Origin of the sequence: Fulvitalea axinellae (genome assembly GCF_036492835.1) — a bacterium.
Taxonomy (GTDB): Bacteria; Bacteroidota; Bacteroidia; order Cytophagales; family Cyclobacteriaceae; genus Fulvitalea; species Fulvitalea axinellae.
In genome coordinates this window covers 4,207,485-4,222,479 of sequence record NZ_AP025314.1, presented here as the reverse complement: position 1 = coordinate 4,222,479, position 14,995 = coordinate 4,207,485, and the positions used below count along the sequence as shown (strand labels likewise).

Below are 14,995 nucleotides of genomic sequence, written 5' to 3'. Positions count from 1 at the left end.
TGATGGCCCTTTAGTTAATTTCTGACAAATAGCCACTTTACGGAATGGTACAACCCGACGCCAATATATCCGATTAAACCGGGTTTTTCCCTTCGGCTATATTCGATGGTAATGGTGGAGTAATCAATCATCCGGTCCAAGTTATCCAAGCGCGCTTTCAGAGTTTCGATCTTTTCTGTCAAACGCTCAACTTCCTTTTCTATGCGTAAAATATCGGTTACGTTGTTGGCCCGTTTTAGCAGTTCCAAATACCGGTTATTCGCTTTTTGGGCGTTCTCCAAACGTATTTTGAAGTCATAGTAAGTGTCTGTAACGTCTTTGGCCACGATGTTTTTGTAACGTACTTTTCCCAAAGCGGATAGTTGTTGGAGAGTTTGCTCAAGCCGCTTGGCGGGCACTCGACATACGGTTTTGTTGAGCGATGCTTCCACTATCATTCCCTTTTTCGAGTATACGGTTCGCTTTATCCTGACGGCTGCGGAGTCTATTTCGTCAATGGCTATGCGTAACGTGACATCGTACACCATTTTATGATGTTCAGTGCCCGGCATACTTTTTTGAATAGACATTGATTTAGATTGCCTTGCGGCATTGTAATGCTTTGAAGTGGTGCAGGAAAACGTGACACCTAAGAGCAGGATAGTTAGGATGTATCTCATTTTGAAAAAAAGTTATACAGCGTTTGTACGCTGTGCAGTTTTTAAAAATTCAAAATATGAAAACTCAGGCACGGAATCTTATTGGTTAAAATCTATGCCTATGTTCTGGATTAAAACTAATCATGAAATGTTTAAATACAAAAAACGGCTTTGTTTTTAGCTGGTGGTGATGGGTTAACATTGGAAGACGGTCTTGGTGAACGTAGAATGAAGGTTTTCAGTGAGTTTTTGTGTCGCCAGAACAGAAGCCCTATTGCTTAACTCCGGCGTTAGCCGGGTTAACCGTTTAAAGAACCTCGTTTCGCCTCAGCTTGCCGACTTTAATAATGTCCTTACATAGATTTAAAAAGTCAGAAAGGCCTCTTTCTTTCGTATTTAAATTTGGCGACCAAAACGTATAAGTGATTTTGTTTTGGTAAGACCCGAATTCAATGGAACTCCTATATCCGTCTAATCCCGTCACAATAGATTTTTCAAGGTCAACACCCCTAAGTGTTCTTACTTTGTTGGCAATCGTTTCGAACTTTTTCTTGCTGATGTTGAAGGTGGTGTCTACGGCGGTTTGTTGCCAGATAATGTCGTCGGTTTTGGGGATGGAGATTACGTTTACTTCCACATCTTTCCGTCGGTTGATTATTTCTACGGTTACGGAATGATTCGGTATGCGCATGGAATGATCAAGCCGGAAGGCGATATAGCTGATTCCCTTGCCGGTGATTTGTGCCGGGCACCATGTGTAGTTAATTAGGATGAAAAGTAGAAGCGGAATTAGGAGGCGTTTCATTGTAGTTGGTTTTGTAAGTACAGAAAGGTAATAAAGGATGATTATCGTTTTCCATTTTATGACATAGTTGAGTTGCAGTTGGTTGCGTAAGGCCCGTTTTGGATTCGAAATAATTATTATTTGGGAGGGTTGGTTCCGTAAAGGGAATATTGGGATTACTTCAGTTGTGAACTGAAAATGGTATTATTGGGGCTTTTAGTCGATTTTTAATTTTCGGTAAAACCGGTAAGTTAGCGTATAAAGAAAATCTGGAGAGGTGCTCGCTGTTGCTGCGATAATACTTTTGCCTTACGCTATTTATATAGATTGTGAAATCAATTTTATTATTTCAAAAATGAATAATTCAAAACCCCGCCTAATCATCCTCTCGGACCTCTGGGGCCGTGAGCGCTCCGGCTGGCTGGACTTTTACGCTCCGGTATTGGACCAAAAGTTTCGTTGCGAATACTTTGATTGCTGTGAATTGGGTGACGTCCGCAAAGACGATTATACGCAAGAGGCGTTGCATCGGCAGTTTGTGGACGGCGGAATAGAGCGTGCAGCGAAGAAACTGTCCGAAACGGTTACGGAAAAAGTCTACGTTTTGGCTTTTAGCGTAGGCGGGGCGGTGGCTTGGCGATCGGTATTTCTCGGTTTGGACTGCGCCGGTCTTTTTGCGGTGTCTTCCACACGTTTGCGTTATGAAAAAGAACTTTTCCCGGTAAAAACCAGCCTGTATTTCGGAAGCGAAGACCCATACTGTCCCGACGAAGATTGGGCGGAGAGAACAGGGACTTCATTGCGGGTTATTTCCGGCGGTGGACACGCTTTGTATATGGAAGAAAAGTTCGCCTCGAAAATTGCGGAGGAAATACTGGAAGCCGACTTAGTCGGAGATTTGCCCAAGGCGTGATTTCTGTTGGTAATATCAGGCCTGTTTCCCAGTGTCCGATATATCTTCGTTTGAGCCTCGTATTCCTTACAATCATGGTCGTTATTTCCATTTTTTGAAAATCCGTTTGCCACATAGCGTCCCCGGATTCCGTTCGGGAATAAGCTCTGGCGGACAAGGGAAAGTTCCGCCCGCCCCGGCTTATGTTTCTGAAAAAGGGCCGGTGCAGTGTGTCAGAAAACAAATCTCCGGCGCTACTTGGACCAATGCCTTGGAGAAAAATCCCGTCTCCAAATTTCAGGTCAGCTCCATGCGCCAAGCTATGATAGTTCCAGGCGGAAAATACCCGCATCTGACTATTGACCTGGAACGCACTTACCGCGATAGGCGCACGGGAGCTATGGTGGTGGAGTTTCGCCATGCGCATTACAGCTTTGGCGAATACGGGTTGCGGATTCCGTTTTACGATGCCGGTACGGGGCTGATGGTGGCCGAGAGCGAATTTCCCGACCAAATCATAAAGGTTTTGTCCGATATCCGGAAATGGATATCTGGCTTGGGGCTTCGTCTTGAATTTGCCGATGCCAGAGGGCGTACGCTGGAAGGAATCCGTAAAGAGGAACGTTTTTTTGGAGCAGATTCTCCCGGCGCTGAAAAGAAGGTTTCGACGAAGACTTTGACAGTGCCTACTACGCGTTCGGAAGGAAGTACGCCCGTATCCACACCAAAGCCTTTACGGCGTTTTGAGTTGCCGGAGGGTTTTTCCGGAGCGATGGAGGATTTGAGCTTGACTCATTCATCTCATTCAGAAACATCCCTGACCCCATTGGCTAAGCCCCGGATGCCGGATTTGGATCGTGTAAAATCCGCTTCCGATCTCACGCCTCCAAAATCCGCTTCGCCGAGGCGGAAAAAGAAAAAAGCACCAATCAAATCAGGCGGGTCTACAGAGAGCCTGGAAACGGAGGAAGATTGGGCAGCGATGTTGGCGGAGGTTGAGAAAAAGTCGCCGTCGGCGTCGCCGAGTGTGCGTAAGGCGGAGAAAGTGCTTCCCACGGTGAAAGAAAACGGACGGACAGAGCTTATGCGGGAGTGGGAAGAGGCGTTGGATATTCCGGATTTCGATCTGCTTACCGAAAATGTGACCTTGGAAAAAGCGGATGACGCCGGACTGTGGGAAATTGTAAAGTATTACAATATTTTCGGCAAAGGAAAAAGTGAGGCCGGCTTGCGACAAAATACCCTAATGATGGGCAAAGTGAAAAACTTGGCCGACAGGATGGGAAAAGCGCGGTCGTTGCTGTTTTCGGTGCTTGAGGGAACGGTGCGCAAAAAGCGGGCGCACGAGCTGTTGTCGTCGAATTTGGAGGCCTTGGGCAAGGACAGCGACGAATTGATACCGACGGGCCTACATCGTTTGGGGCCGGGGGAATTCTTTCCCGCCCATATTTTTCCCGAAAAAGAGACTGATCGCAAGCTGTTCCGCACGGCCGTGGCTTTGTCGTTGCGCTCCACGGGAGTCACGTACCGTAAGTTGCGAGTGCAAGAATATTTCGGCATGACACTGAATTACGCCAATCACTTGTCGGCGGTTTGCAAACGCATTTGTCCGCCGTTTTTTCCGGTGTTTGACAGTTTTTACAATTATATCAACCTTGCGAATCTTCTGCGTCGCCAAGACCGCTATGCGCTGATGCCCGAGTCGCTTCGTTCCACGGCGGATGTGCTGGCTCTGCTCGCCCGTCAGGATTTTGTGTATGGCAGGGTGCAAGAGCATATCGACTATTTCCACGGCTTATTGGATCGTGTCCGCTTTCTGGTGGAGGCCACATATTCGTTTGGCGAGGAAGAGTGGCGGGTGTTGTGGCAAAAAGTGAGTCCGGTGGCCGGGGCAGTGCCGAAAGTTCCCGAAATCGAAAGTTTTTCGCCGGGTCGGGACCTCATACCTCCCGAGCATAGGTTTTCGGATTTTTTGTCGGCGTTGGAGGTGGCTCTTACGCCGGGTGTCACGGTCGAGGTTACTGGGCCGTCCACGTCGTCTGAGGTGGCTGAAGGGGGCGGAGAAGAGGTTTCGGTATCGAAAAAGAAAAAAAAGAAGAAGAAAAAAACTTCATGATGATTTGTTCATAAATAACTATCGCTCAAAAAGATCTGAAAATTATCAGTGTGATTTTTCCATTTCTGTTAAAGTCTTGCTTTTTTTGGAGTTCGTCTTTGATTTTTGTCGGGAGTAACCGAAAAAAAGGCAAAAGTCCCGGTTACGGAAATTCCGGAACGGTTTTGTCCGGGATTCGTAAGCGTAATTGAGCGGCAAGGTGCCGGTTTCGTTTTTATCGAAAGCATTATTTTGTTCACCATGGTTTTTCCAGATATCGCCACCGTACTTTCCGTGACCTTGCTTTTTCTCACGCTTTCGCTTTGGGGGCTTGCGCTCATGGACGTTTCGCGCACGCGGTTTAGTAAGCCGTGGGCTTTGCCGGGAGTTTTGTTGGCCGTGATGGTTACGCCGTTGCTGGGGCCGGCGCTTTATTTTTTGGCTAAAAAATCTTGTGTGAAAAACGGACAGCTTCAGAGTTCCGTGAAATAATTCTTTCCGCAAATAGTCGCATCGTTTCAGTTTTTCAATAATTATTGCTTTATGGATAATCAGGCAGTGGGAATGCTTGTAGGGCTTGCCGTGGGCGATGCCGTAGGTGTTCCGTTCGAATTTTTGACAAGAGAGGAAATGAGAAAAAATCCGGCTAAAGAGATGGTCGGGTACGGAACGCATCACCAACCGCCCGGAACGTGGTCTGATGACAGTTCGATGACTTTCTGCCTTGCCGAGGCGATGCTGTCGGGATATAACCTGGAATCCGTAGCGAGTAATTTTATACGTTGGAAAAAAGAATCGTATTGGACAGCGAGAAACGAGGTGTTCGATATCGGGATTACTACCGCCAAATCTATCAGCAGACTTGAAACTGTTTTGGAGGAAGGAGAGTCCGCTTTGGCTTCGTTGAAATACGGCGCCGTGGAATCCGATAACGGAAACGGTTCTTTGATGAGGATTCTTCCTTTGGTATTCGAAATACGTGGAAAAGAAATCGATGAGCAATTCCGGATTGTTTGGGAGAATTCAGCCTTGACCCATCGTCATGTTCGTGCGGGAATGAGTTGTTTGGTTTATCTGAAGGTGGTGGAATATCTGTTGGACGGAAAAAGTCCGGACGAGGCTTATTCCGCAATGCGAGACAATATACTGGAACTTTGGGAGGCGATAGATTTCGCTGATTCGGAAAGGGAAAAGTTCAATCGTGTAATACAATCCGACATTAGGAAACTCGCGTATGAGGATTTGCTTTCGGGCGGATATGTTATAGAGTCTTTGGAAGCTTCGCTTTGGTGTTTGTTAAAATCGGAGACTTACGAGGAGGTTGTGTTGAAGTCCGTCAACTTGGGACACGATACGGACACCACGGCGGCGATTTCCGGCGGATTGGCCGGGTTGTATTTTGGTGTGGATAATATTCCTGTTTTTTGGAGAGCGTCTCTGGCAAGGCTTGAGGATATTGTCGCACTTGGTGAAAAGATCAGCCGAAAATACGCCAAAGAGGAACTGTGCTGACTTTTTTTCAGGAGTGGCCTTGTGTTCGTTTTTATGGATTTTTCAACAAGAAATTCACTGTTTCCATAATTGATTTTGCTCTCTCGCTTTTCGATGTATTTTTATCGTTTTATGTTCATAAAACGCTCTTTTTTCCTAATCGTACAATAGATTTTTTAGATAAGAATGGCCCTATTTTGGCTTTACCCGCATAGGGTCGGTCCTTACCTTTGTTTGAGTGCGAAACGGCGGGAAAGGCCCGCCGGAGACCGTTTTCCGGAGGCCTTAAATTTTCCGCTTGGTTTCCGGATTCGGTAGGAAATCGAAATCCGATTCGTTATGAACCCCGATTATTACGTGCCGGCCAAGAAGACATTTATTCTTGTGATGCTTTGTATGATGGCGTTTAAGATGGCCACGCATCTGCCTTTTCTTCCCGCCGAAGTGTACGGCTTTCCGATAAAAAAGGTGCTGAAATTAATTACGGGAATCGTGTTTTGTGTCGGAGTTCTGTGGATTTATTACAGGAAACTCCTCCAAAAGAACTAACTGACTTTCATGCGCCTTTTCCGGACTCGCCGTCCGTGTACAAGCGCCTTTCATATATCTTTCAAAACGCCATAGTTTATGAGTTTGGATGTAGAACTACTGTCGAGGCTCCAGTTTGCCTTCACTATCATGTTCCACTATATTTTTCCGCCGTTTAGTATCGGGATGGGGCTGTTGTTGGTGATTTACGAAACCATGTTTGTGGTGACCAAAAAGCCGATATACGAGAAAATAACCCGTTTCTGGATTAAGATTTTCGCGGCGAATTTCTCGGTGGGCGTGGCTACGGGCATCGTGATGGAATTTGAGTTCGGGACCAACTGGGCCACGTATTCAAGGTTTGTGGGCGATATTTTCGGATCGCCGTTGGCGGCGGAGGGGATCTTCGCTTTTTTTCTGGAATCTGGTTTCTTGGCCATTCTCCTGTTCGGTTGGAATAGGGTGAGCAAAGGCATGCACCTTTTCTCAACGTTGATGGTTTTTGTAGGGTCGATGATGTCGGCGTTTTGGATTGTGGTGGCCAATTCTTGGCAACAGACGCCGGTGGCCTACCGTATCGTCACCGACGATTCGGGCTATTCCCGCGCCGTAATCACCGATTTCTGGGCTATGGTTTTCAACCCGTCATCCATGGCGCGATTTGAGCACGTGCTTGTCGGGGCCTTTATCCAGGGAGCCTTTCTTATCCTTAGCGTATCGGCTTATTATCTTCTAAAAAAGAAATACGTGGAGTTTGGAAAAACTTCATTCAAAATAGCTTTGGGCGTGGCCACGGTAGCCTCATTGTTGCAGTTGGTGACGGGCGATATTTCCGCTCAGGTGGTCCGCAAATTCCAGCCGGCCAAAATGGCGGCGATGGAAGGCCTTTACGAAACGCGCTCGAATGCTCCGCTCTATATCATGGGCTGGGTAGACGAGGAAGCCGAAGAGACCAAGGGGATTTATATTCCGGGCGGTCTGAGCTTTCTATCCTTCGGCACTACCGAGGGCGTGATCAAAGGTTTGGACCAGGTGCCGAAAGAGGACCGTCCGCCGGTAAACGCCGTTTTCCAGAGTTACCATATCATGGTGGCGCTCGGGATGTTCTTTATCGGGCTGAACCTGTTCGCGCTGTTTCTGATGTGGAGGAAGAAGCTGTTCGAGAAGCGCTGGATGATGAAAATCTATGTAGGTGCGGTCATTCTGCCGGTAATAGCGAACCAGTTGGGCTGGCTGACGGCCGAACGCGGAAGGCAACCGTGGCTGGTTCAGGGGCTTCTGCGTACGTCGGAAGGAATCTCAAAATCGGTGACCGGACCGGAAGTGCTTACTTCGATTATCTTGTTCTTTATCGTGTACGTAGGCCTGTTCTTGGTTTGGGTTTATGTGCTTGACAAGGAAATAAAACACGGCCCTGTCCATTTGGAAGACGCGCCGGCGGCGGGTTATTCCAAAGAGGAACATATGGTGGATCCGTTCAAAGATCTATAGTTTTTTGGTATTGGGTCTGAGGTATTTGGTATTAGGCATAAAATGGAAGCAATGTCTAATCCTTAATACCTCAGCTCAATACCTAAACACCACTTTCAATTTACTGAAACAGATACCGAATTTCGATATGGATTATAATGTAGTGTGGTATATGTTGGTGGGGTGCCTGTTGATAGGCTACGCCATTCTCGACGGTTTTGATTTGGGTGTGGGAATTCTGCACCTGTTTGCCAAAAACGATCATGATCGCCGGATTTTCATGAACTCGATCGGCCCGGTTTGGGACGGCAACGAGGTTTGGCTGATTACGGCCGGCGGGGCGTTGTTCGCCGCGTTTCCGGAGATTTACGCCACGGCGTTTTCGGGTTTTTATCTTCCGTTTATGTTCTTGCTCTTTGCGTTGATATTCCGTGCGGTTTCGCTGGAATTCCGGAGCAAGGAGAAGAGTAAACGTTGGCGCGGAAATTGGGACAGGGCGTTCTTTGCGGGTTCGTTGTTGGCCAGTTTCCTTTTTGGCGTTACGATCGGCAACGCCGTGATGGGAATCAATATAGGATCTGACAAGGAGTATCAGGGAACACTTCTGAATTTGCTTAATCCGTACGCCTTGCTGTGTGGAGTGTTCAATACGGTGATGTTTGCCCTGCAAGGCGCCGTTTATCTGAATATCAAAACCCACGGGCCATTGCAACAGCAAGTCCAACGCTTGTTCAAGCCGATTTATATCACGTTTATCACACTGTTGCTGTTGTTGACGGGTGTTACTCTTTGGCTGAAGCCGGAGATGGTGGCGAACTTTTCTTTCGGTAAAGTGGCGCCAATCGGGGCCACTCATGATTTGATTATGGAAAACCAGACGCTGATTTCAGTGCTGGCTTGGTTTGTCGTTCTGTTGAATGTTCTTTCCATCGCCAATATTCCTAGGGGTATTTTCCGTAACAAACCTTATCAGGCTTTCGTCTCTTCGTCGTGTACGATCGCCGCGTTGGTTGGCCTGTTTGCTTTGGGTATTTTCCCGAATATCTTGGTGTCGTCGCAAGATCCGGCAATGAGTCTGGATATTTATAACGGGGCCTCTACCCTGACAACTTTGAAGACGATGTTCAGCATCGCTATCTGGGGTATGCCGTTCGTGATTGTGTACACGTCATTGATCTACTGGACATACCGGGGCAAGACGGTTCTGAACGAACACAGTTATTGATCCTTGGCAAATGGATATAAAAAACGGCGCTCCCGGTTCGGAAGCGCCGTTTTTTTGATTTTGGTGGATTAGTCTTTCTTCTCGTCGCGGAAGAAGAAGCCACGGGAGTCGTTGCCCTCGTGGAAATCCACCACCTTTCCCAGCAAGAACATTGTGGCTTTTTTGGCGATCAAAGTCGGGATTCCTTCGATGTCGAACGTGTCGTCGCCTTCCTTTTCCTTGTCAAAGCCAAGTACGAAACCTACTCCGCCACAACCGCCGCCACCTTTTACGTCAATGCGCAGGCAGTAGCCTTCGGGAATATTCTTTCCGGCCATTATTTTCTTTACCTCGACAGCGGCCGTCGGGGTTATTTTTATCGGTGCGATCATCTGTTCTGTAGAGTTAAAATGTTTCCGCTTTAGCGAAAGCGGGATCATGTATATCCGCAAATTTAAGCAAAGCCTTGGAAACCCTATACGCTAATCCTTAAATTGCGGAGAGCCGGATATGCCGGACGAATGAAAAACTATACCGATTATGACCGATATTGTAGCGGATTTGCTCAAGGTGTTGGTGCCTGCCGCGATTGTGATGTACGCCATGTACCTGACTGTGCGATCTTTTTTGAGTAACGATTTCGAAAAAAAATCACTGGATCTGAAGATCCGTAACCGGGAGCTTTATTTGCCCAACAGGCTTCAGGCCTATGAGCGGATTTGCCTGCTTTTGGAACGTTCCCGCATAGAGAGCCTTTTGGGAAGGATAAACCAACAGGCGTTCAGTATTCGTGAGTTTCAGGTGGTGTTGGTCAATGAAGTGCGCAACGAATTCAACCATAACCTCGCCCAGCAAGTGTATATGAGCGACAAGTCTTGGGATATGGTCCGCACGGCCATTGAAGATATGGTGTCGCAGATTAACCAAGCGGCGGAAAGCTGTAAGGAAGACGACAAGTCGTTGGTGTTGGCCCGCAAGCTGGTGGAAAACGCGATGGTCCGCGAAAATGATCCGCTGGCCGAAGCTTTGTTGGCGGTAAAAGCCGAAGTGAGGACGTTGTTCGAATAGAGTATTCGGGCAGAACCTTGCTAAGAGCATCCAGTAAAAAGGGTTTGCGATAGGCGGAACGGTGTTAGAATTGCCAAACTTTTCATTAAAGATTTAAGGCCACCACCGAGCAGACTATTTACGCTTTACTATTTACTCTGTACTAATCACGAAGTGATATGGAGAAACGGGACAGGAATATCGGGAGTCTGAAAGCTCCATTTTTCGGAAAAATGAAAAGGCGCGCGGAGAAGATCGCCGATGACCCCGCCCGTTCGTCTACTTTGGCGGAAAAAGCCTTGGCCCAGATTTCGAAGAAAGGTTTCGCCTCAGGTTTTGTGAGCAAAATAAAACTGTCGGCCGAAATGATTAAGGCTTACGCCAAAAAAGACTACACCGAAGTGCCTTGGAAAACTCTGGTGTTGCTCTTGGCTGCTTTGCTCTATTTTGTGATGCCTCTGGACGTGATCCCCGACTTTATTCCCGTAACCGGCTGGCTGGACGATACGGCGGTTATTTCCGCCGTATTCAGGAGCGTATCCGGCGATATCGAGAATTTTAGGTTGTGGAAAACGAAACAGAGTGATGACTTGTCCGTACAAGAATCTTCGGAGACGTACTCTTAGTTGTTAGAAAGTATAAAATAAAACATATATGGGTTCCGAAGAAAAAACACTGCAGGCGGGTATCACTTACGGCGAATATCGTGAGTTGGCAAACAAGAGTTTGGAAACCGGAGATATCCGTGGCGGAGCGGGCATGCGTGATTACGTGGAGCTGAACAATCGCAGAATGGACCGTGCGGAAAAGACGGTTAAAATAGGCGAGGATTTGGCGGAAGCCGTGGAGAATATGACCGAGAGTCATACCATGATCGTTCTTTCCGAAGCTTGGTGCGGAGACGCTTCGCAGAGTGTTCCTGTTTTGGCGAAAATCGGGGAACTTTCCGATAAGCTCAAAACCCGGATTCTCTTCAGGGACGATAACCTTGACTTGATGGACCGCTACCTTACCAACGGCGGACGCGCCATTCCGAAAGCGATTTTCGTCCGCGATAGCGACGGCGCGGAAGTGGCGTCTTGGGGACCGAGACCGGAAGAGCCTCAGGCTATAGTGAAAGCTTGGAAAGAAGCGGGAGGCGAAAACAAAGACAAGATGATCGCCGATGTGCAGAAATGGTACGCTAAGGACAGAGGAAATTCTATCCAGAAAGAAATAAAAGAAGTGGTAAAAGGCCTGTAATCCGGTAGGGAAATCAGCGGTGAGGCAAAAGGGCGCCAACCCGGGTGTCGTCGAAGCCAGCGGTTTTCCCCAAAGATTTCAGAAGGGCCAGGCCATCCTGAAAAGTGGCCTCCATCAGATTGAGACGGTTCGTTTCAGGGCGTTTGCCCCCGGAACGGGCCGTCTCTTTTTTTATGGCTTTTTCCAGCCACGTTTCCGGCCTGATGATTAGGTTACGGAGCTTTGTGCCACAGTGCTTGGAAAGGGTTTTGTTGAGCATATGCACTTGGAAATCCGCGTCGTCAAGTAGAAGGACAGCGTCTTTGAGATATTCGATTATCTGTTGTGCGAAACTCTCGTTTGTGTGGTTCTCTGTGTTTATTTCCAGAGAATCGTTAAGGCAGAGGACTCCGTTGTTTATCGCTATTCCCGCAAAGGATGTGACGGTGTCTTTGCGGACATTTCTCCCGCTGGTCATAATCCGGAATACGATCATTCTGGTTTCGGACAAAAGTTGGTGCCGAAGGTGCTGTTTGCGGTTTATCAAGTGGTAGTAGCTGATAAATTCCGGTTGTCTTCGAAAAGGGTTGGGTAGAGAAAAGGCCATAGGCTGAGCGGGCTGTTTTGTTAAGCGTGTCGGTTTCGTTTAAGCGTCTTGAATTCTGAAGCAGTTGATTTTGAGGCACCGTAAAGCAGTGGAGACAAGCTTTTTTTCCAGGGGCGTTTCCGGCAAGGCCAATGCCTCAGAAGCCTCATTTTCATTCTGGAACCGCCAAAGAGTGCGCAAGGCGTGCTTCAGTTCCATGATTTTTACGGCGTCTTTATGGTCGGAGCGGGAAAGCAGATCGATTAGCTCGAATATGTCTGACGTGGAGGTTAGGCCTTCTTTTTTCGCTTTGGAACGGATGGAAGCGAAAACCGGAGAAAGAATTCCGTTTCTGAAATTGGTTTTCGTCAGTTTCTTTCCCTCTTCGCTTAGCCAATGATCTTGGGATGAGATAAAGGGGAAGAGGAGCCGGTTTGGAATTGAGTTTTCGTCTACGCTCCAAGAGCTGTTTACATTTTGCCACAAGCCGATATTGCCGGAAAGAAATCCCAAAGGTTGTTTAAGCTTTATGCGTCGTTGGTGTTTGCCGTCATCGCACCACCCAAGAGGTGAGGTCATGTGAATCCCTTCCGTTTTTACATGGATTTTGATTTCTTCGGTAAATTCCTCGAAGTGGCGCAGAGTCATTAGCCTTTTTTTCTCGTCTCTTGGCTGGCTGAAAATGATCCTGACAGGAAGCGTGTTAGCCTGGTTGGGAGTGTATGGCCAGTCTGCCGGATATACGAAAGAATGGGCGCCGAAATTGGCGACTGAGCGTGTGGATCTGGCAACCGCTTGGCGCAATGCTTCACGTTTGGTCAATAACTTTAGACGGGTCTCTTCGTCCATCCGTAGGTTTTCCTTTGCGTTGTGTGGGTTCAGGTATTCCTTTAGTGTGAGGTCGATCGTCTTGAAGAATTGCCCGTCGTATATCCTTTTGACCAAAATGTTTTCGGGTGAGGCTAGGCTTGAGTAGAGTTTGAGGCACATGGACGCGTACGGCGCCCGGAACGTGGATTTTGTTTTTGTCCAAGGAATTTCAAAAAGCAAAGAGTCGTCGGAGGCTACTGCCGAGTAGGGGCTTGGGGTGCTGAGCGGAACGTCCGGGCTGGGGGAAAATATTTCGCCTTCGTTTCTGTCGTCAAGAATCACGGCCTTCTCACCGTCATGGTAAAATAGGCGGATGCTTCCCTCGGCCACAATGTAAAGTTTGTCGGGGGGCGGGGCGCCTTGCTCCAATACGGTTTCTTCTTTTTTGACAAACCTGATATTTACGGATACGGCCAGAGCTTTGAGAGTGTCCGAGCTGAGGCCGTCGAACGGACAGACGAGAGCCAGTTTGTCTGAGACTCGTACGGAAAGCGTTTCGGATGCCATATAGTGAGGTTTTATTTGAAAAAACTTACGTCTACAGTATTCTGGAATTTTCGTGCCAGAAAATACATGTGCAGGTGAATGACGGTATAGGCGGGGTTCAAGGCCTTATTTTGGTAGTTTCGTTCGGTGAAGGGCTTCGGATTAGCTCTTCTTGCCTGTGTTTTTTGCTTAGGGCAAATGATTTACATGATTCAGTTTTGGTGATTTTTGCGAAATAATTCTCAACTTTACTATGAGTGTGCCAATACGTTTCGAAATATGATTCGGCCGTATTTGGTTTTCCTTTAGCCGATTTATGTTTTTTTGAGGCTTGCAAAGAGGAAAACCTCCGGTTTGGCGCCACATTATTTAGAATAGACTCATCCTTAAAATCTTGTGTGATATGACGGATACTTTTGAAATCAAAGTGAACAAGGTGGCCGAAAGCCGGTTGCCGTCCGTGAATTTCGACAATATGGTTTTCGGAACGGTGTATTCCGACCACATGTTCGTGGCCGACTACACTGACGGCGAATGGAAAGACTTCAGGGTGGAGCCCTATGCTCCGCTGTCTTTGTTGCCGGGAAGCGCTATTCTGCATTACGGGCAGTCTGTCTTCGAGGGACTGAAAGCTTACCGCACCGCCGAAGGTGACATTCAGGTTTTCCGCCCCGACGCCAATGCCAAGCGCCTCAATGTCTCGGCGGAACGGATGTGTATGCCCGATGTGCCGGAAGAGTTGTTTATGGCCGGACTTGAGAAATTGATGGAAGTGGACAAGGATTGGGTACCGAACAAGCCGGAGACTTCTTTGTATATCCGTCCGTTCGTGTTCGCTATGGATGAGTATATCGGAATCCGCCCGTCGGCCAACTATAGGTTTATCATCTTTACTTGTCCGGTAGGGGCCTACTACTCTGAGCCTGTTCGCGTGAAGATTGAGACGGAGTACACCCGCGCTTGTCCGGGTGGAACCGGATTCGCTAAAGCCGCCGGAAACTATGCCGGGTCGCTTTATCCTGCCAAGAAAGCGCAGGAGCAAGGTTATCAGCAATTGATCTGGACCGACGCCGTAACGCACGAATACGTGGAGGAATCGGGCACGATGAACCTGATGTTTGTCATTGACGGAAAGTTGATGACGGCCAGCACGGGCGATACGATTTTGGACGGCATTACCCGCAACAGCGTTTTGGCTTTGGCCAAAGAGTGGGGAATGGAGATTGTGGAAGGCAAGATCGCCATCAAGGATATCATAAAGGCGGCCGAAGAGGGACGCTTGCAGGAAGCTTTCGGTACGGGAACGGCGGCCACTATCGCCCAGATAGCCACTATAGGTTACGAAGGTAAGGACTATGACCTTCCGGCCGTGGCCGAAAGGGAATTCTCGAACAAGGTGCTTAAGACTTTGGACGATATCAAATACGGCAGACAGGAAGACAACCACGGCTGGATCCGCAGAATGTAATCCCCGTTTTCCGTAAAGAGAATACACTCGCCCGGCACAGACATGTGTTCGGGCGTATTTTTTTGTCGGTTTTTTGTTTTGCGTTACGGTCTCTTAGGCGCTTCATTATCAGTTCGCTGTAAGTTTTTGAAAATCCCAGAAACGGCCTCCGCTTGAACGTATGACGTTTTTTTGGCTTTAAAATTTGGATATAAGCCTCTTAAAGTCGCATATTT

General features: G+C 47.8%; 16 protein-coding genes. 11 read left to right on the top strand and 5 right to left on the bottom strand.

Going from position 1 to position 14,995, the window contains the following annotated elements:
- Positions 1-14: 14 nt before the first annotated feature.
- A complete protein-coding gene (locus AABK39_RS16045; RefSeq protein ID WP_338392350.1) occupies positions 15-659 on the bottom strand; it encodes a DUF4349 domain-containing protein in 645 nt (214 codons plus the stop codon).
- 286 nt (positions 660-945) lie between these two features.
- Positions 946-1,443 (bottom strand): hypothetical protein, encoded by a 498-nt coding sequence (locus AABK39_RS16040; protein ID WP_338392349.1) that lies wholly within the window; start codon positions 1,441-1,443, stop codon positions 946-948.
- Positions 1,444-1,777: 334 nt separating this feature from the next.
- Here AABK39_RS16040 and AABK39_RS16035 point away from each other — a divergent pair, with 334 nt between their 5' ends.
- From AABK39_RS16035 to cydB, 7 genes are all read left to right on the top strand, one after another.
- Positions 1,778-2,335, top strand: a complete 558-nt coding sequence (locus AABK39_RS16035; RefSeq protein ID WP_338392348.1) for an alpha/beta hydrolase — start codon at positions 1,778-1,780, stop codon at positions 2,333-2,335.
- Between the two features lie 31 nt (positions 2,336-2,366).
- Complete coding sequence (locus tag AABK39_RS16030; protein ID WP_338392347.1) at positions 2,367-4,430, top strand: hypothetical protein; 2,064 nt, start codon at positions 2,367-2,369, stop codon at positions 4,428-4,430.
- Between the two features lie 105 nt (positions 4,431-4,535).
- On the top strand, positions 4,536-4,901 hold the full coding sequence (locus AABK39_RS16025) for a hypothetical protein (RefSeq protein ID WP_338392346.1): 366 nt from the start codon (positions 4,536-4,538) through the stop codon (positions 4,899-4,901).
- Between the two features lie 51 nt (positions 4,902-4,952).
- Positions 4,953-5,921 (top strand): ADP-ribosylglycohydrolase family protein, encoded by a 969-nt coding sequence (locus tag AABK39_RS16020; RefSeq protein WP_338392345.1) that lies wholly within the window; start codon positions 4,953-4,955, stop codon positions 5,919-5,921.
- A 318-nt stretch (positions 5,922-6,239) separates the two neighbouring features.
- Complete coding sequence (locus tag AABK39_RS16015; RefSeq protein WP_338392344.1) at positions 6,240-6,449, top strand: hypothetical protein; 210 nt, start codon at positions 6,240-6,242, stop codon at positions 6,447-6,449.
- 78 nt (positions 6,450-6,527) lie between these two features.
- A complete protein-coding gene (locus tag AABK39_RS16010; protein WP_338392343.1) occupies positions 6,528-7,919 on the top strand; it encodes a cytochrome ubiquinol oxidase subunit I in 1,392 nt (463 codons plus the stop codon).
- A gap of 127 nt (positions 7,920-8,046) precedes the next feature.
- Complete coding sequence (gene cydB / locus AABK39_RS16005; RefSeq protein ID WP_338392342.1) at positions 8,047-9,123, top strand: cytochrome d ubiquinol oxidase subunit II; 1,077 nt, start codon at positions 8,047-8,049, stop codon at positions 9,121-9,123.
- Between the two features lie 68 nt (positions 9,124-9,191).
- Here the strand turns inward: cydB and AABK39_RS16000 are convergent, their stop codons facing one another.
- Positions 9,192-9,494: an iron-sulfur cluster biosynthesis family protein gene (locus AABK39_RS16000; RefSeq protein ID WP_338392341.1), complete on the bottom strand. Its 303-nt coding sequence runs from the start codon at positions 9,492-9,494 to the stop codon at positions 9,192-9,194.
- 148 nt (positions 9,495-9,642) lie between these two features.
- Between AABK39_RS16000 and AABK39_RS15995 the strand changes: the two genes are divergently transcribed.
- From AABK39_RS15995 to AABK39_RS15985, 3 genes are all read left to right on the top strand, one after another.
- Positions 9,643-10,170, top strand: a complete 528-nt coding sequence (locus tag AABK39_RS15995) for a DUF7935 family protein (protein WP_338392340.1) — start codon at positions 9,643-9,645, stop codon at positions 10,168-10,170.
- Positions 10,171-10,328: 158 nt separating this feature from the next.
- Positions 10,329-10,775 carry a YkvA family protein gene (locus AABK39_RS15990; RefSeq protein ID WP_338392339.1) on the top strand — a complete coding sequence of 149 codons (447 nt, stop codon included), beginning with the start codon at positions 10,329-10,331 and terminating at the stop codon, positions 10,773-10,775.
- 28 nt (positions 10,776-10,803) lie between these two features.
- The gene (locus AABK39_RS15985) at positions 10,804-11,391 is read left to right on the top strand and encodes a thioredoxin family protein (protein WP_338392338.1); all 588 of its coding nucleotides are present in this window, start codon (positions 10,804-10,806) and stop codon (positions 11,389-11,391) included.
- Between the two features lie 13 nt (positions 11,392-11,404).
- Here the strand turns inward: AABK39_RS15985 and AABK39_RS15980 are convergent, their stop codons facing one another.
- Both AABK39_RS15980 and AABK39_RS15975 read right to left on the bottom strand, forming a co-directional pair.
- Positions 11,405-11,977, bottom strand: a complete 573-nt coding sequence (locus tag AABK39_RS15980) for a hypothetical protein (protein ID WP_338392337.1) — start codon at positions 11,975-11,977, stop codon at positions 11,405-11,407.
- Between the two features lie 39 nt (positions 11,978-12,016).
- Positions 12,017-13,333 (bottom strand): Crp/Fnr family transcriptional regulator, encoded by a 1,317-nt coding sequence (locus tag AABK39_RS15975; protein ID WP_338392336.1) that lies wholly within the window; start codon positions 13,331-13,333, stop codon positions 12,017-12,019.
- Positions 13,334-13,715: 382 nt separating this feature from the next.
- Here AABK39_RS15975 and AABK39_RS15970 point away from each other — a divergent pair, with 382 nt between their 5' ends.
- Complete coding sequence (locus AABK39_RS15970) at positions 13,716-14,780, top strand: branched-chain amino acid aminotransferase (protein WP_338392335.1); 1,065 nt, start codon at positions 13,716-13,718, stop codon at positions 14,778-14,780.
- The last annotated feature ends 215 nt before the right edge of the window (positions 14,781-14,995 follow it).